This is a genomic window from Granulicoccus phenolivorans DSM 17626 = NBRC 107789 = JCM 15570 (assembly GCF_000423085.1).
Taxonomy (GTDB): domain Bacteria; phylum Actinomycetota; class Actinomycetes; order Propionibacteriales; family Propionibacteriaceae; genus Granulicoccus; species Granulicoccus phenolivorans.
This window is the reverse complement of sequence record NZ_AUHH01000011.1, coordinates 34,022-50,777: the sequence shown is the minus strand read 5'-3', so window position 1 is coordinate 50,777 and position 16,756 is coordinate 34,022. Positions and strand designations below refer to the sequence as shown.

Annotated in this window: 16 protein-coding genes; 5 read left to right on the top strand and 11 right to left on the bottom strand. The window is 69.4% G+C overall.

All coding sequences use genetic code 11. From position 1 onward, the window contains the following. Window positions 1-2: 2 nt before the first annotated feature. The 10 genes from G531_RS0105995 to G531_RS0105950 form a co-directional block, all read right to left on the bottom strand. Window positions 3-1,172, bottom strand: a complete 1,170-nt coding sequence (locus G531_RS0105995) for an aminotransferase class I/II-fold pyridoxal phosphate-dependent enzyme (RefSeq protein ID WP_026926547.1) — start codon at window positions 1,170-1,172, stop codon at window positions 3-5. Continuing rightward, entirely contained in the window at window positions 1,169-3,028 is a 1,860-nt protein-coding gene (locus tag G531_RS20815) for a polysaccharide biosynthesis protein (RefSeq protein WP_051215125.1), read from the bottom strand. Before G531_RS20815 ends, G531_RS0105995 begins: the two co-directional genes overlap by 4 nt. Window positions 3,029-3,568: 540 nt before the next feature. Continuing rightward, entirely contained in the window at window positions 3,569-4,483 is a 915-nt protein-coding gene (locus G531_RS0105985; protein ID WP_174522470.1) for an A/G-specific adenine glycosylase, read from the bottom strand. Further along, window positions 4,476-5,513: a DNA integrity scanning diadenylate cyclase DisA gene (gene disA, locus G531_RS0105980; RefSeq protein WP_051215124.1), complete on the bottom strand. Its 1,038-nt coding sequence runs from the start codon at window positions 5,511-5,513 to the stop codon at window positions 4,476-4,478. Before disA ends, G531_RS0105985 begins: the two co-directional genes overlap by 8 nt. A 111-nt stretch (window positions 5,514-5,624) precedes the next feature. Continuing rightward, window positions 5,625-7,031 carry a DNA repair protein RadA gene (gene radA / locus G531_RS20810; RefSeq protein WP_035757807.1) on the bottom strand — a complete coding sequence of 469 codons (1,407 nt, stop codon included), beginning with the start codon at window positions 7,029-7,031 and terminating at the stop codon, window positions 5,625-5,627. Window positions 7,032-7,120: 89 nt separating this feature from the next. After that, entirely contained in the window at window positions 7,121-8,269 is a 1,149-nt protein-coding gene (locus G531_RS0105970; RefSeq protein ID WP_026926544.1) for an MFS transporter, read from the bottom strand. A 108-nt stretch (window positions 8,270-8,377) separates the two neighbouring features. Further along, window positions 8,378-9,310 (bottom strand): LGFP repeat-containing protein, encoded by a 933-nt coding sequence (locus G531_RS20805; RefSeq protein ID WP_051215123.1) that lies wholly within the window; start codon window positions 9,308-9,310, stop codon window positions 8,378-8,380. 87 nt (window positions 9,311-9,397) lie between these two features. Beyond that, window positions 9,398-10,492 carry a histidinol-phosphate transaminase gene (locus G531_RS0105960; RefSeq protein WP_026926543.1) on the bottom strand — a complete coding sequence of 365 codons (1,095 nt, stop codon included), beginning with the start codon at window positions 10,490-10,492 and terminating at the stop codon, window positions 9,398-9,400. Further along, complete coding sequence (locus G531_RS0105955; RefSeq protein WP_026926542.1) at window positions 10,492-11,124, bottom strand: VOC family protein; 633 nt, start codon at window positions 11,122-11,124, stop codon at window positions 10,492-10,494. The genes G531_RS0105960 and G531_RS0105955 overlap by 1 nt, the downstream gene beginning before the upstream one ends. 90 nt (window positions 11,125-11,214) lie before the next feature. After that, window positions 11,215-12,009, bottom strand: coding sequence for a DUF3109 family protein (locus G531_RS0105950; protein ID WP_026926541.1), 795 nt, complete (start codon window positions 12,007-12,009; stop codon window positions 11,215-11,217). Window positions 12,010-12,078: 69 nt separating this feature from the next. On the opposite strand from G531_RS0105950, the gene G531_RS20800 reads away from it, so the two are divergent. Genes G531_RS20800 through G531_RS0105935 form a run of 3 tightly spaced genes read left to right on the top strand, consistent with a single transcriptional unit; the run spans window position 12,079 to window position 13,461 of the window. Beyond that, the gene (locus tag G531_RS20800; protein ID WP_211221783.1) at window positions 12,079-12,564 is read left to right on the top strand and encodes a DUF2975 domain-containing protein; all 486 of its coding nucleotides are present in this window, start codon (window positions 12,079-12,081) and stop codon (window positions 12,562-12,564) included. Then, window positions 12,564-12,770 carry a helix-turn-helix domain-containing protein gene (locus G531_RS0105940; RefSeq protein WP_026926540.1) on the top strand — a complete coding sequence of 69 codons (207 nt, stop codon included), beginning with the start codon at window positions 12,564-12,566 and terminating at the stop codon, window positions 12,768-12,770. Before G531_RS20800 ends, G531_RS0105940 begins: the two co-directional genes overlap by 1 nt. A gap of 25 nt (window positions 12,771-12,795) precedes the next feature. Continuing rightward, window positions 12,796-13,461, top strand: a complete 666-nt coding sequence (locus G531_RS0105935) for an IMPACT family protein (RefSeq protein WP_026926539.1) — start codon at window positions 12,796-12,798, stop codon at window positions 13,459-13,461. Window positions 13,462-13,489: 28 nt separating this feature from the next. Here G531_RS0105935 and G531_RS20795 read toward each other — a convergent pair whose 3' ends face one another. Further along, window positions 13,490-14,209 carry a FadR/GntR family transcriptional regulator gene (locus G531_RS20795; RefSeq protein WP_051215122.1) on the bottom strand — a complete coding sequence of 240 codons (720 nt, stop codon included), beginning with the start codon at window positions 14,207-14,209 and terminating at the stop codon, window positions 13,490-13,492. 132 nt (window positions 14,210-14,341) lie between these two features. Here G531_RS20795 and G531_RS0105925 point away from each other — a divergent pair, with 132 nt between their 5' ends. Continuing rightward, window positions 14,342-15,187, top strand: a complete 846-nt coding sequence (locus G531_RS0105925) for an alpha/beta fold hydrolase (RefSeq protein WP_026926538.1) — start codon at window positions 14,342-14,344, stop codon at window positions 15,185-15,187. 18 nt (window positions 15,188-15,205) lie between these two features. Next, a complete protein-coding gene (locus G531_RS20790; RefSeq protein ID WP_051215121.1) occupies window positions 15,206-16,735 on the top strand; it encodes a flavin-containing monooxygenase in 1,530 nt (509 codons plus the stop codon). The last annotated feature ends 21 nt before the right edge of the window (window positions 16,736-16,756 follow it).

Here is a 16,756-nt window from a genome sequence, read left to right as displayed (position 1 = left end):
GGTCAGCCTCGTTCTGCGAATCGGGTGATGGTGTCGGTGACCCGCGCGAACTGACCCTCGGTCAGCGCGGATCCGCTCGGCAGGGAGAGCCCGGTGGCGAACAACCGGTCGCTGGTTCCGTCCAGATAACTGCGGTGGTGGGCGAAGACCGGCTGGGCATGCATCGGCTTCCACAGCGGCCGGGATTCGATCTGCTCGGCCGCCAGCGCCAGGCGCAACTGCGCGGCGTCGAAGCCGGCCTGCGCGGGGTCGATCAGGACCGAGGTCAGCCAGCAGTTGTCCCGGGTGGGCGCCGCGGGATCATCGGCACCGTCGGGGGCACCGAGCAGTCGCACCCCGGGCAACTCGGCGACCAGAGCGGCATAGCCGCGCCGCCACCGCCGGCGGCGCTCCAGCATCTCCTCCAGCCGTTCCAGCTGGGCCCGTCCCAGCCCGGCCAGCAGGTTCGACAGGCGGTAGTTGTAGCCGATCTCGGAGTGCTCGTAATGCGCCGCGGGCAGTTTGGCCTGGGTCGCGAGATAGCGCGTGCGGGCCGCGAACTCGGCATCGTCGGTGAGCAGGGCACCGCCGCCGGAGGTGGTCATGATCTTGTTCCCGTTGAACGAGACCGCCGCCGCCACCCCGTACGCCGGGGCGGGGCGCCCGGCCCGGGTCGCCCCCAGCGATTCGGCGGCATCGGAGAGCACCGGCAGCCCGGCTCTGGCGGCGATCGCCCCGATCGCGGCGTGGTCGACCACTTTGCCGAACAGATCGACCGGCACGATCGCGGTGACCTCGCTGCCCCGAGCCTGTTCGGCGCTCAGCGCGGCGGCCAGCAGTTCGGGATTCATCGACCCGGTGGCATCGGCGTCCACGAACACCGGTTCGGCGCCGGTGTAGTGGATCGCGTTGGTGGTGGCGGCGAAGGTCAGCGTCGAGGTCAGCACGACCTGCCCGGGACCGACCCCGAGATTGAGCAGCCCGAGATGCAGGGCGGCGGTTCCCGAGGACAGGGCCACTGCCTCCCGACGCCCGCACCGGGCGGCCAGCTCGGCCTCGAAAGCATCCACCTCCGGACCCAGTGGGGCGATCCAGCCACTGCGGAAGGCCCGCAGCAGGGCTGCTTCCTCCGCGGCGCCGACATCCGGTGGTGACAGCAGGATGGGCCCCGCGGATTGCAGCACTGTGGTCATGCCTGCACCACCAACTGGGCCGGCTCCGCGGTGATCGGTGAACTCGCGCGCGGCGCCGCCGCGACCGGCATCGCCGCAGCTCGCAGCGGCATGCTGGGTACCCCGATGGCGGCCGGCTCGCCATCGGCGGGCCGGCGGTCCAGGACGTGCCGATCCAGCGCCGCCGGCGCCCGCGGCGGCACCTGTACCCGGGAGATCAGCTCGTGGCTGGTGGGGGAGTGGTCCTCGGCCCCGCTGAACAGCACCTCGTTGAGCTTTTCGCCCGGGCGCAGCCCGGTGAAGGTGATCGCGATGTCCTGCCCGGACTGGGCGATCAACCGGCGGGCGATGTCGAGGATGCGGACCGGCTCGCCCATGTCGAGCACGAGCACATCGCCGGGGTCGCCGATCGCCCCGGCCTGCAGGGTCAGCTCGCACGCCTCGGGGATCGTCATGAAGAAGCGGGTGACCTCCGGGTCGGTCACCGTCACCGGTCCGCCGCGTTCGATCTGCTGGGTGAAGGTGTGCAGCATGGAGCCACGCGAGCCCAGCACATTTCCGAAGCGCACCGAGACCGCGCCACCGGACAGCTGGGGCGAGAAGTGCGCGGTCAGTTCCTCGGCCTGCCGCTTGGACTTGCCCAGCACACTGGTCGGGGCGGCGGCCTTGTCGGTGGAGATGTTGACCACCCGGGAAACCCCGAACCGGACCGCGGCCTGCAGCACGTTGCGCGTGCCCAGCACGTTGGTCTTCCAGGCCTCGTCGGGGTACTGCTCCAGCATCGGCAGGTGCTTCAGCGCGGCCGCGTGGAAGACCACGTCGGGCCGGTGCAGGTCGAAGACCTGTTCCAGCGCCTCGATGTCGCGGATGTCGCACAGGACCATGTCCGGGGTGTCCAACAGGCCCGAGCCGTACACCGAGAGCTGGGTGCCGTGCAGGCCGGATTCGTCGCGGTCCAGCATGATCAGTTCCTTGGGCCCGAACTTGTGGACCTGCCGGCAGATCTCCGACCCGATGCTGCCGCCGGCACCGGTGACCAGGACCACCCGGCCGCTCAGGTACGCCTGCACCGCGGCCAGGTCGGTGTGCACCTGGGGGCGGCCCAGGACATCGGCCAGATTCACCTGTTGCAGTCCGCTGAGGGTGATCTTCTCCGCGGAGTCGACCGCGGCATCGAAGGGCGGCAGCTTTAACAGCGTGAGTCCCGCCTCGTCCAGGCCCGCCGCCAGGACCCGCAGGTTTTCCGGGGCGAGATCGCGGATCGCGACGATGACGGTCTTCGCGCCGGTCTGGGCGGCGATCCGGGCGGCGTGGGTGCCGGTCCCCAGGACATGCTTGCCGCCGATCCGGCGGAACTTGAGGCGGACGTCGTCATCGAGGAAACCCACGACCCGATATGGGGATTCGGGGTCGAACGTGATCAGCTTGGCCACCTGGGCGCCGACCTCGCCGGCACCGTAGATCAGGACGGGTTCCGCGTCGGTGGCACAACGGGGCCGTTGGCTGGTCCGGATTGCCCGGCCGAGCAGCCGTCCGGCGGCCATCGCCAGCAGTGCGGCGAAGGGGACGGTCACCAGCAGCCAGACCGGACGCTGCGGGCCACCCAGCAGGAAGGGGACGCCCACGCCGACCACGATCAGGGCGGTGATCACCGCCAGGGTCAGCGCCTCATCCAGCGAACCGAGTTGGTGGCGGGATTGATAGATCCGCAGGATCCAACCGAGCACCAGGTGGACCACCACACAGGTCAGGGTGAAGGCTCCCGCTACGGCCCACTGATCGGCGGTGAGGGAGAGGTCGTAGCGTCCCCCGATGGCCAGCAGTGCTGCGGCCAGCCAACTCCCGATGTCCCACACGATCAGGAAAGCCGGTCGCACGCGAAACGGCTGATGACGTCTTTGCATCGGAACTTACCCCCGTGGTCCGTTCAATACCTCGCTGACGACAATATGCTTCCCGGCCCGCGTAATGCAAAGGTTATGTTTCACTTACGGCACGGCGGCTTGCTGAATATCTCTGGGGGAATAAGAAGCGCTCCAGAATCCGCGTCGGAACCGACGTCGGGGGGCGGGATCGGCGGGCGACATATCTCCCAGCCAGCCGGGGGGCCGGTCGCTCGGATGGATGACTTCCCTTGTCAAAGCGCAGTTCTACAGCCTTGGTGGCACGGTCGGGGTTCGTCGGGAAATGAAAATACTCTCACGGGACACTCGATCACTAAGTACTCAATCAGAAGAAAAGTGAACACCGGATTCAGCGGGCCACTGTGCGTTGGTGGCAGGGTTGTCCTCAGGTAAATGGACGCCGATCTCGGCCGTGCGATCCGGCTCACCGGAAGTCCTTAGGATCTGTCAGCAATTTTTAGGAAATTCCGTCGGCCGGTCCCAGGGGTGTCCGTCAAAGTTGGGACGTAGAAATCAACGGGGCAGGCCGTAGTGATTGTCCCCGATTCGGATGGCCAGCCCGTCGTCGACCAGCGACCCCAGGGCCCGCTCCCGCTGGACGGAATCGGCCCACACCGCGTCCAGGGTCGGTGCTTCGACCGGCCCGTCATGCTCCCGCAGGACCCCGAGCAGCAGGCCGCGGACCTGCCGATCGGTGCCGGCGTACGCCTGGCCGCGGCGCGGGGGACCGGCGTACGCCGGACGGCCCAGGAGCACCCAGCGACACCGGTCCCGCAGCGGGCAGGCAGCACAGTCCGGGCCGGTGGCGGTGCATACGAGCGCACCCAGTTCCATCGACGCCGCTGCCCAGCCGGCGGGATCCGCCGCGGGGATCAGGCTCTCGGCCAGGGCGCGCTCGGCGACGGTGGGGGAGGGCGGCGGCTGGGCGCTGCCGGCGACGGCGCGGGCGATCACCCGCCGCACATTGGTGTCCAGGACCACGGCCTGGCGACCGTGGGCGAAGCTGGCGATCGCGGCCGCGGTGTACGCCCCGACCCCCGGCAACGCGCGCAGCTCGGCCTCCTCGGCCGGGACCACCCCGTCGTGCCGCTCGACGATCTCGGTGGCGGCGGCATGCAGGCGCAGCGCCCGCCGGGGGTAGCCCAGCCGGCCCCAGGCCCGGACGGCCTCGCCGGCGGGGGCCAGGGCGAGGTCGATCGGCTGGGGCCAGCGCGTCAGCCACTGCTGCCACGGTTCGAGCACCCGCGCCACCGGGGTCTGTTGGAGCATGAACTCCGAGACCATCACGCCCCAGGCGGTGCGATCCGCGCGGCGCCAGGGCAGGTCACGGGCCGCGGCGGCGTACCAGGCGAGGACCGGGCCGGTGATGGCGGCCGCGGTGGCGGGGGTGATGATGGTGGGGGACTCGATCCTCGGCCCCTTACTCATCTGCCTCGTCGGCCAGACGCATCAGGCCGTCGCGGATGAGTCGGGCCCGGATCGGGCCGATGCCCTCGATGTTGGCCAGTTCGGTCCGGTCGGCGCCGAGCAGGCCCTGCAGGTTGCCGAACTCTTCGACCAGCCGCTCGTGCAGCGCACCGGGGATCTGCTCCAACGCGGCGAGCTGCCGGTAGCCCCGCGGGCTCACCGTCGCATCCAGCGAACCGGTGAAGCCCATCACCGAGGCCACCGTCGCCGGGCGCAGCAGGTCGCCCTCGGGCAGGGTGTCCAGGCCGACCACGGGGGTTTCGGCGACGGCGTGGGCGTAGTCCAGGCGCAGCAGCTCCGGCAGAGCTTCGCGATCGGCGGCGAGCTCGAGCAGCTGCAGTTGCAGCATCCGGCCGTCGGTGCCGAGGTGGCGGATCTGTTCGTCGACCTCGGCCAGCAGCCGGAGCACCATCTGGACGCGGGCGACCGTGGCGGCGACATCGCGCACGGTCACCTGGTCGTGGAACTCGAGGTTGGACAGCCGTTGCAACTCGGTGTTGAGCCGGTCGGAGTAGCTCTCCAGGGTCTGGATCGCGAGGGCGGCGCGGGCGATGATCGTCTCGGAATCCTCGATCAGGGTGCGGGTGCCGTTGAGGAACAACGAAATGGTCGACATCGAGGCCGACACCGTCACCGCCGCGCACTCGGCCTGCTGTGCCACCCGGTCCGCGGTGCGGTGCCGGGTCCCGGTCTCCACCGTCGGATAGTGCGGATCGGGCATCAGGTGGACTCCGGCGCGCAGGATCTGGCCGGCGTCGGCCGACAGCACGATCGCACCGTCCATCTTGGCCAGTTCGCGCAGCGCGGTCGGGGTGAAGTCGGCATTGATGCAGAAGCCGCCGGTGCACATCCGGTCCACTTCGGCATCGTCGCCCAGCACGACCAGGGCGCCGGTATGCCCGCGCCTGATGCGCTCGAGGCCGTCCCGCAAGGGGGTGCCGGGCGCCAGCAGGTCACGATAATGGCGCAGTTCGGATCCGGGGTCGGTCACGTTCCTCCTCCGCGGGCAGTGCGAACTCTGCCCACCCTACCCAGCGCAGGTTCGTTCGCTGCTGTCCCGGCCGCGGACCGGCGTGGCGGGATCGGCTGCTCGCCCGCCGGGTCAGCCGCGCGCGGCGGCGTACACCCCGGCCTCGAAGAGCGCCTGGGCCAGGGTGGCCGCGGGCAGCACGCGGATGCCCTGCACCGAGCGGCCCAGCCCGCTGCCACCCCGCTCAGCGGGCACGATCGCGGTGTCGAAGCCCAGCCGGGCGGCCTCGGCGATCCGGCGGTCCAGCCCGGGCACCCGACGCAGCTCCCCGGCCAGGCCCACCTCGCCGAGCGCGATCAGTCGGTGCTGCCCCGAACCCTGTCCGGCCGCGGCGTGGTCGAGGGCCGCCGAGGCGACCGAGACCGCCACCGCGAGGTCCACCGCGGGATCGGTCACCTTGGCTCCGCCGACGGTAGACACGAAGATGTCCTTGGACCCCAGAGCGATCCGGGAGCGACGCTCCAGCACCGCGGTCACCATCGCGACCCGGCCGGAGTCGACCCCGTTGGTGGTGCGGCGAGGATTCTGCATCGCGCTGGGCGCGACCAGGGCCTGGATCTCGGCCAGCATCGGGCGGCGGCCCTCCATGGTGACGGTGACACAGGTGCCGGGCACCGGGTCGACATGCTCGGAGGTGAACAGACCGGACGGGTCGGGCACCTCGACGATCCCGCGATCCGACATCTCGAAGCAGCCCACCTCGTCGGCCGGGCCGAAGCGGTTCTTGGTGGCCCGGACCATTCGGAAGCCGGAGTGCCGGTCGCCCTCGAAGCTGAGCACCACGTCGACCAGGTGCTCCATCGTCCGCGGGCCGGCGATGCTGCCCTCCTTGGTGACATGCCCGACGATCACGCAGGCCATCCCGCGGCGCTTGGCGACCCGGACCAGCCCGGCGGTGGTTTCGCGGACCTGGGCGACGCCGCCGGGGGAGCCGTCGGTCTGGCTGGTGCTGACCGTCTGCACCGAGTCCAGCACCATCAATGACGGCTCGACCTCCTCGATGTGGCCGAGGATGGTGCCCAGATCGTTCTCGGCAGCCAGGTAGAGGTCGTCGGCCAGGGCATGCGTACGCCCGGCGCGCAGCCGCACCTGCGCGGCGGACTCCTCACCGGTGACATACAACGTACGCCGTTGCGCCCGGGCCCAACGGGCGGCGACCTCGAGCAGCAGGGTCGACTTGCCGACCCCGGGCTCACCGGCCAGCAGCACGACCGCGCCGGGGACCAGACCGCCGCCCAGCACCCGGTCGAGCTCCCCGATCCCGGTCAGTCCGCGGGTGGCCTCGGCCGCGCTGACCTGCTGGATCGGGACTGCCTTCTGCACCGGGGCCGCGGTGCGTACCTCGGTCAGCCGCGCGGCGCCGTCCTCCACCACCGACCCCCAGGCCTGGCATTCGCCGCAGCGGCCGACCCAGCGTACGGTCGTCCAACCGCACTCGGTGCAGTGGTAGCCCGCACGGGCGCTTGTCGCCTTGGCCATGCTTCTCCTCCGGTCGGGATTCGATCCGGTCAGCACCCTATGCTCGACCACCGACAGATTCCGCCCCGTCCGGTTCTGCCCCGTCCGGGTCAGCCGCGGGGACGCATCCGCGGGATGGTGACCAGGAACAGGATCAGCAGGGCGCCGACGCCCAGCACCGCGACCCCGGCCAGGCTGGCCCGGTAGCCGTACGCGTCGGCGACCCCACCCACGAAGAAGCCCCCGACCAGCAGCCCGAAGTCCAGCGCCATGGTCAGGGTGGCCACGATCGCGGCACGCTCGCGGGGTTCGGTGTTGCGGACCGCCATGGTGAGCAGGGAGGGGTACTGCATGCTCATCCCGGCCGACAGCACCGCGACCCCGAGCAGCAGCAGCGCCCCGTTCGGCGCGAACGCGCACACGGCCATCCCGACCACGATCAGGACGCCGGCCAGCACCGCGGTCCGCTCGGCGCCGAAGCGGTCCGGCAGCCAGCCCAGGCCGAGCCGGATCGCCAGCATGACCCCGGAGTAGGTCAGGAAGATCCACTCCGTCGGCAGTGCCAGCTCGGGGGCGAACTGCGGCATGATCGCGTTCAGCGCCATGATCGGGGTCGCGCCCAGGGTCAGCACCAACGCCGCGGGCAGCGCGCGCAGGGAGACCTTGGGGACCTTGCTGCCGGTGTCGCGGATGTGCCGGTAGCGCAGTCCGGCGACCGGGATCGCACCGAGGATGGGCAGCACGGCAGCCAACAGCATCACCCGACCCTCCCCGATCACGGCCGCGAGCGGGAGGCTGAACAACGGTCCGAGCGCGGTCCCCAGGTAGGGGCCCAGGGAGATGTAGGAGGCCGCCTCGCTCTGTCGCGACGGCGGTGCCTGCAGGGTGAGGTGGGAGATCACCGCCACCATCAGGACGCCGTGACAGGCGCCGGTGACCAGGCGGAGCAGACCGAGCACCCAGAGGTTGTCGGTGAGCCCGTAGCCGGCGAAGGTGAGGCCACTGACGATTCCGGCGACCATGATGACCTTGGGCGCACCCCAGCGCGCGGTCCAGCCCCCGACCAGCGGGCGCAGCGCGATCGACGCGGCGGCCATGATCCCGACAATGATCCCGACTGCCAGGTCGTTGCCGCCCATCCCCTTCACGTACGCCGGGAGCAGTGGCGTGGTCGCACCGTAGGCGATGAAGTAGCTGAAGGCGGCCCCCACCAGGGTCAAGAACTCGCGGGTGATCAGCCGATCCTTGTCGCGCGCCACTGTGGGTTCCTCCGGTTCGCCTGTTCCTCTCTGCGGGACAGCGTTCGCTCGGACTCTACGCCCTCGGGAAGCCGAGCGTGTGGCCAACGGCCGGACGGCGGCTCCGGATCACGGCCAGCGCAGGACGCCGCCCTGGAACTGCTGCTCGCAGATGCCCGACCAGCACAGTTCCTCGGAGGTCGGATAGCCCAGCCAGCCGTTCTCGGCGCCGTTGGCCTGCCACTTGGCCCGCAGGCCGTTGCGGCTGGAGTGCACCCCGGAACCGTTCGACCACAGCAGGGCGCCGCCCTGGAAGAGCTGGTAGCAGCCGCCGTCCTTGAGGCCGCAGATCTCGTCGCCGGTCGGGTAGCCCAGCGGGCTGTACTCCGCGCCCATCTGGTCCCACTTCCAGCCCAGCGCGCCCCACAGGGCGTAGGAGCCGAGATCGGTGGTCCACACGATCCGGCCGCCCTGGAAAGACTGGGTGCACGAGCCCCGGCTGCAGTATTCATCGGTGGTGGGGTAGCCCAGGCGACCGTTCTCCGAACCGGTCCCGGCCCACTTGGCGCGGATCCCGCCCATGCTGTAGATAGCGCCGGTGTCGCGGGACCAGACGATCGCGCCGTGCTGGAACATCTGGTAGCAGCCGCCATCCTTGAGGCCGCAGATCTCGTCCCCGGTCGGGTAGCCGACCGGCGAGAGGTAGTACCACTTCGCGCCGATCGCGCCCCACACCACCCAGGTGCCGGCGTTGGAGTTGAAGATGATGCCGCCCTCGAAGACCTGCTGGCAGGAACCCTGCTCCGCCCAGCACCAGGCGACGCCCTTGGCCGGGCCGAGCCGTCGGGCGTCCTCGGTCGACAGCGAGGCGACCTTGGCATCGATCGCGGACTCCGAGCGCGGGTCGGCGCTGACGGTCGCCTGCGGATCGGGCTGGTCGGTCGAGCTCGGATTACTGGGTGCCGAGCTCGGGGTCGGGTCCTCCGCGTGGGCCGGGACGGCGGAGAGGGCTCCGACGGTTCCGGCCAGGACGGTCAACAGGACGACAATCGCGCGACGCATGCGAGCTCCCGGGGTCAGGTATGGGCGAGGCCCACAGTAAGGACCCGGGCCCGCCCTGCCGCGGAGAATCGCCGGAGCGGGCGCGATTCAGCGGCGTACCTGGGCCGCGATCGCCAGCACCCGGTCGGTCGCCTCGGCATCGGCGACACTGATCCGGATTCCGTCGAACGGGTCGCCGTTGGTGAAGGCCCGCACCATCAGCCCGTCGGCGATGAACGGTGCGGCCACCTCGGCGGTACGCGCCCCGGTGTCGAGCCAGACGAAGTTCGCCTGCGAGTCGGGGACCTCCCAGCCGATCTCGCGGAGGCCGGCCAGCAGCCGGTCCCGCTCGATGGTCACCTCGCGCACCCGCTGGCGGAGTTCGTCCACCGCGGCGAAGGAGGCGATCGCCGCTGCCTGGGCCACCTGCGGAACCCCGAACGGGACCGCAATCTTGCGCAGTGACCCGGCGATCTCCGGCGTACTGATGGCGTACCCCACCCGGAGCCCGGCCAGCCCGTACGCCTTGGAGAAGGTACGCATCACCACCACGTTCGGCCGGTCCAGGAAGTCCTCGCCCCGGCCCACGTCCGGATCGGTGGCGAACTCCAGGTACGCCTCGTCGAGCACCAGCAACACCGACGGGTCGATGGCGTCGAGGAAGTCCCGCAGTTCGGTGGCGGTCAGCGCCGGCCCGGTCGGGTTGTTCGGCGTACACACCAGCACCGCGCGGGTGCGCTCGGTGATCGCGGCGAGCATCCCCGCCAGATCGTGGCGACCATCGGCGCGAACCGGGATCGGGACCGGGGTCGCGCCGGAGGCCATCACGGCAATCGGGTACGCCTCGAACGAGCGCCACGGGTAGACGACCTCGTCACCGGCGGTGGCAACCAGCCGCAGCAGGTCGTAGAGGATGGCGGAGGATCCGGTGCCGAATGCGAGCTGGTCGGTGCCGATCGGGTGGCCCTGATCGCTCCAGAAGGCCGCGACGGTCTCGCTCAACTGCGTGGCGAACATGTCCGGATACCGGTTCATCTCGCGCAGGGCCTGCTCGGCGGCCGCGAGGACGCCCGGCAGCGGGTCGAAGTGCACCTCGTTGCTGGACAGTTTCCAGGAGCGGCCGTCGGGGCCGGCGGTGGGGGCCTGGCCCGGCTTGTACCCGGGCAGGGAGGCGACGGCGGTCCGGATCTTCGGTGCGGTCATCAGACGCGCACCATGCCGCGGTCGGTGTTGAAGTGAGCGGCGATGATGCCCGGCTGGCCGTTCGGTGCGGTCCAGACCACGTCGATGTCGACCAGGTCCTCGGTGGAGGTGCCCAGCCAGTCCTCCAGGCGTTGCCGGTCGCCGGCGACCTCGAGGCGGACCAGTTCGACGGTGCCGGCCAGCGCCCGGGGCAGCACCGATTCCTCGCTGAGCCACTTGATGAAGAAGGGCAACTGCGGATCGGCCTGGGTGCCCTTGATGCCCAATTGCTTCCACTCCAGCAGCCGGCCGTCGGGGAAGTGCCGCGACCCGTCCACGGCTTGCCGGCCGAGGCGCTGCTCGAAGGGAACCATGTCGTCGACCTCCAGGGCCCAGCCGAGCCAGCCGCCGCCGGCCTCGCTGCGGGCGCGGACGACCTGGCCGAACGGGGCCTTCTCCGCGGCCGGGTGATCGAGCACTTCGACGACCTCGATATAGCGCCCACCGGCCAACGAGATGATCCGGTTCCGGGTCCCGAAGCGTGGGTGGAACCCGCCGTCACGGGAGGTGGTGCCCAACTGCTCCGACAACTTGTCGGCAGCGTCCTGCAACCCTTCGTGGCCAGCGGCAAAAACTAGATGGTCGACGCGCATGCGCTCCATTCTGGCTGGTATCGGGAGTGCAACTGGTCATGGGGGTGAGTTCGGACACACCCGTCTGGCGGGTATCGTGGATGCTTTGCCCTATTTTTTGGCGGTCCTGCGGGAGCGGGCCTGGCGGGTCGCCGGATGTCGGTGCGCGGCCTGTCGTCCGGCCGCGTAATCGGCGCACAACTCGGCCAACCGGTCGTACGCCGCGGCACCCATCAGCTCGACCAGTTCGGCCCGCGCGGAGAGGTAGACCGGCTCGGCTGCGGTGTGCGCCTCGGTGTTGGAGGTGCAGTACCAGTCCAGGTCATGGCCGCCGGGTCCCCAGCCGGCCCGGCCGTATTCGCCGATGGTGACCTCGGTGTAGCTGGTCTCGTCGGGACGACGCACGCTGCGATAGGTACGCCGCAGCGGCAACTGCCAGCACACGTCCGGCTTGGTCTGCACCACGCTCACCCCTTCCGCGCGGGCGAGCAGGTGCAACGCGCAGCCGGCCCCGGCGGGGAAGCCGGGCCGGTTCAGGAAGATGCAGGCACCGTCGATCCGGCGGGTCTGCCGGCCCGGGGCGCTGCCGGGGGAGACCGTCTCCGGGGATTCCGGTTCCGCCCAGCCCCCGCGTACCCCCTCGGCGTGGAACTGCCACTGCTCGGGGCGCAGCCGGGCCGCGGCCGCCGCGACCCGGGCCTCGTCGGCGGCATCGGCGAAATGGGCCCCCAGGGTGCAGCAGCCGTCGTCGGGCCGGTCGGCATAGATGCCCCGGCAGCCGGCGCCGAAGATGCACTGCCAGCGGGAGGTGAGCCAGGTCAGGTCGCAGCGGAAGACCTGTTCCGCGTCGGCCGGGTCGTTGAACTCGGCCCAGATCCGCGGGAAGGCGGTGAGAATTTCCGGCACCGAGACACCTTACCGCCGGTGGCAACAGCCCGTGCCTATTGATAAACGATAGAAAACTCGCCATGATCGATTTATGAATCTGGCGAACCGGCTCGTGTTCCTGCTCCGAGCGCTCCTGGCTGTCCGCTTTGCCGTACTGGTCGTCTTCCAGTTCTGAGCTTCCCCGGGCAGTTCGCGTACCGGGCACAGCAGGATCCGGGCTTCGCCGGGCTGCGCTGGCCGCTGACGGTGTTCGTCTTCCTCGAACTGCTCTGTGTCCAGGTCGTCATCGTCGCCATATGGCGCCTGCTCGGGCTGGTCCGCACCGATCGGATCTTCAGCCGACAGGCCTTCGGCTGGGTGGATGCGATCGTGGCCGCACTGGGCGCGGGGTGGCTGATGTTCGCCGGCCTGTCGGCCTGGCTGGTGCTCGCGTACGCCGACGACCCCGGCACTGCGATGCTGCTGTTCGCCCTCGTGATCGTCGGGGCGGTGGTTACCCTGCTGATGGTCGTGATGCGGGCCCTGCTGCACCGCGCGACGCGACTGAACACCGAGCTCGAAGGGGTCATCTGATGCCGATCGTGGTCCGGCTGGATGTGGAGCTGGCCAAGCGCAAGATGTCGGTCGGTGACTTCGCCGAGCAGGTCGGGCTCTCCCCGGCCAATGTCGCGGTGCTCAAGAACGGTCGCGCCAAGGCGGTCCGCTTCTCCACCCTGGAGGCGATGTGTCGGGTGCTGGAGTGCCAGCCCGGCGACCTTCTGGAGTGGGTGGCCGAATGACCCCGCCGACGGAGGAGGCAATCCAGTGAAGAGCGGGCCATCGGCGTACACGGTGCTGGGGACCCGGGAGGTCGTCACCGAGATCGAGATCAAGCGCTCGATCTTCCGCGCCCACCTGCGCCGGGTCGGTGACGAGGACGGGGCGCGCGAACTGGTCGCCGAACTGCGGCGGACCCACCACGACGCCCGCCACCACTGTTCGGCCTTCGTCCTGGGGCCCGGTCGCGACGTGCAGCGCTCGAACGACGACGGCGAACCCGCCGGGACCGCCGGTATCCCGATGCTGGAGGCGCTGACCAAACGGATCACCCCCGAGGGGCAGGCCGACCTGTCCGATGTCTGTGCGGTGGTGGTGCGCTGGTTCGGCGGGATCAAGCTGGGTGCCGGCGGGCTGGTCCGGGCGTACACGGAGGCGGTGACCACGGCGCTGGACGCCGCGCCGCTTGTCCGCCGGGTCCGCAGTCGGCTGTTCACCCTGGATCTCGGGTACCCCGAACTCGGCACCCTCGAGGCGCAGCTGCGCAACGCGCTGACCGTGGCCGATGTCGCGTACGGACCCGAGTCGGCCCGGCTGACGCTGAGCGTGCCGGATGCCGACGATGCGATCGCCGAGGCGGTGCGAACTGTGGCGGCGCTGACCGCCGGGGCGTACGCACTCACCGAGGCGGGCACCACCTGGCAGGACACCTGAGCGCGGTGCCGGCGCACCGGGCGTGCGATCAACCAGCGGCGCCGGGATCGAGTGACCCATCCCGGCGATATGGGGTCCAACCGATCGCGGCCTCGGCAATCACGGCGTAGGCGGCAGCAAGATCGCGATGTTCCAGGGCCTTGGTCATCCGGGTGAACAGGGCCAGGCGTGCTTGCAGGCCCGGTCTGCTCTGGTCTCCGCCGGCCACCAAGGGGGTCGCCTCCTTCTCGAGGAAGGTGAGCACGGTCCCGAGTACCGAGCGCAGCATCGCGTTGGGGGACAGCGACAGCAGGTGGCGCTGGTAATCGACCATGCCGGCGACGAAGGCGTTGAGATCCTCGCTGTTCGCAGAAAGTTCCATGGCTCGTTCAAAGCTGCGCAGGGTGTGGATGTCGGACATGGTTGCATGCTCGAGCGCATCGGTGATCAGCAGAGGATCCAGCGAGTTCCGCATCCGGAAGGCATCGCGGACGCTGGGATCGCTGACGTCCATCGTCAGCAGTTCGTCGCCGAGGGTACGCAGCAGGGTCGGTTCGGCAGCGAAGATCCCACCCTGCGGTCCGCGCCGGACCGTGACGACCCCACGGGCCTCGGCGAGCTTGAGCCCTTCGTTGAACGAGCCGATGGAGGCACCCACCAGGTCCCGCAGGTCGGCCTTCTGCCCAAGCCGTTCTCCGGGCTGGGCCGCCCGTGACCTCTCGGCCAGCGCCTGGGCCACTTCGTGGGCCCGGCTCGGCTGCGCTGCCATGGCAACTCCCGTCGTTCGGCTGATTGCCACAGCATAGGACTTGCATCGAAACACTATGGCCTATAGCCTATATATCATGATGAATACATACACATCGTGATGTATTTGCTTCCAATCCCCAAAGGACAATCAATGGAGACTGTTCAGCTGGTTCCGGCAGGCACTGTGACACTCGGTGATCTGACCGTTGCGTATTACGACTCCGGCACTGAGGCGCCGGACACCGACCCGATTGTGCTGGTGCACGGATCGGCCGGCAGCACGGCCGAGCACTTCGGCTTCCTCTTCCCCCTGCTCGGGGCCCGACGCCGGGTCATCTCGGTGGACCTGTGCGTGCCGGTCGATCGTGACCTGTCCGTCGAGCTCCTGCAGCAGCAGGTCGAGGCGGTGATCGATGAAGTCCTGCCGAGCCGGCCGGTGACCGTGGTCGGCTACTCCCTGGGTGCCGTGGTGGCCGCTGCCGTCGCCGCGGCCCGGCCCGCGACGGTACGTCAGCTCGTGCTCGTCGCCGGTTGGCTGCGGACCGACAACGAGCAGGTGCTGTTCAACTCTGTGCTGTGGGAACTGCTCGGCTCCCGGTCGCCGAAGCTGGCGGTCCATCTGTTCGGCAACTTCCTCAGTGGGGAGTTCCTGGCGGCCCAGCCCATGGAGTTGCTGGAAGAGATGATGCAGATGGGACGCTTCGACGAGACCGTGGTACGGCAGTTCGAACTCAACGAGCGCGTCGATATCAGTGACCGGGTCGAGGCCATCACCGCGCAGACTCTCGTGATCGGTTGTCGACACGACCGCATGGCGCCGGTACGCCAGAGCCTGCAACTCTTCGGCGCCATCGAGAATGCCCGCTTCACCGAGGTCGATTCCGGCCACGCCATCTTCATTGAACGTCCCGCCGAGGCGCTGAGGCTGATCGAGCACTTCACCGCACGGCCCGACCAATATCCCGCGGGGTCGGTCATTCCCGCCCATCGTCCCTGAGCCTCCGGAGTAACTGACATGAGCACCACTTTCACCCGACACGCCGACCGTCCGTTCACCGCAGACCCTGTCGAGGAGGCTGACGTCATCATCGTCGGCTCCGGCTTTGCGGGGCTCGGCCTGGCCATGCAACTTGAGCGCGATCAGAACCAGTCGTATCTGGTGCTGGAACGTGCCGACGATGTGGGCGGCACCTGGCGCGACAACACGTACCCGGGGGTCTATTGCGACGTGCCCTCGCACCTGTACTCGTACTCTTTCCGACCCAATCCCGACTGGTCGATGGTTCGCTCGCCCGGTCACGAGATCTACGAGTATCTGCAGACTGCGGCCCGGGAGGAGGGCGTGCTGCCGCAGGTGCGCTTCGGGACGACAGTGCTCGACGCGGCCTGGGACGAGGTGTCGGCCACCTGGCTGGTCACCACGAACAAGGGCACCTTCCGCGGGCGATTCTTTGTACCCGCAATGGGTCTGCTGTCCGACAGCAAGGTCCCGGAGATCCCGGGGATGGAGACCTTCGGGGGAGAGCTCTTCCACTCTGCGGCCTGGGACCATGACCTGCCGCTGACCGGTAAGCGGGTTGCGATCATCGGCACCGGTGCCACCGCGATCCAACTCGTTCCAGAATTGGCCGAGGTGGCCGCGGAACTGGTGGTGTTCCAACGCTCGGCCGCACACGTCCTGCCGCGACGCAATCGCGCCTATACCCCTGCCGAACGGCGGATGTTCGCCCGCGTTCCCGAGAGTCGGCAGGGCCTGCGTTCGGCGATGTTCTGGTTCACCGAGTCCACGTTCGGGGAGCGCCGACGGCTGCCCCAGTCGGTGGCTCAGGTCAAGGCCGCGGTGGACTCCTTCCGCGAGGCCGAGGTGCCCGATCAGGCGCTGCGGGCGGCGCTGACCCCGGACTACGAGATCGGCTGTAAGCGGCTGCTCTACTCCGACGACTATTACGCGACGTTCGGGCGCGACCACGTCAGTCTGGAGACCTCGGCGCTGGCGCGGATCGAGGGGAACACCGTCATCGGCGCCTCGGGCAATGCCTATGAGGTGGATGTGATCGTGATGGCCACGGGCTTCGCTGCGGCCCGACCGCCGTTTGCCAACATCATCCGCGGTCGCGAGGGTGTCCTGTTGGCCGATCATTGGGCAACCGGGATGGAGGCCTACCAGACGATCACGGTGTCCTCCTTCCCGAACATGTTCCTGCTGTCGGCACCGAGTGCGGCGACCGGGCACACGTCGGCGGTCTACACCATCGAGGCCCAGGTGCAGAATGTGATGGAGGCACTGGATTGGGTCCGGGCCAACGACTGCGCGGTTCTTGAAGTGCGCGCCGATGCCGAGGCCGAATTTGTCGACGGGGTCGACCGGCGCGGACAAGGGACAGTGTGGACCGAAGGCGGATGCAACAGCTGGTACCTGGATCCGGGCAGCGGCAAGCTCACCCTGATCTGGCCCGACCTGGCCTACCGGTTCGCTGACGAGATCAGCCACTTCACGCCAGCGGCCTATGTCGCCACCCCACATCGGCCCCGGACTGATCGCTGAGCGGGGTCCGGCCTGAGGGCG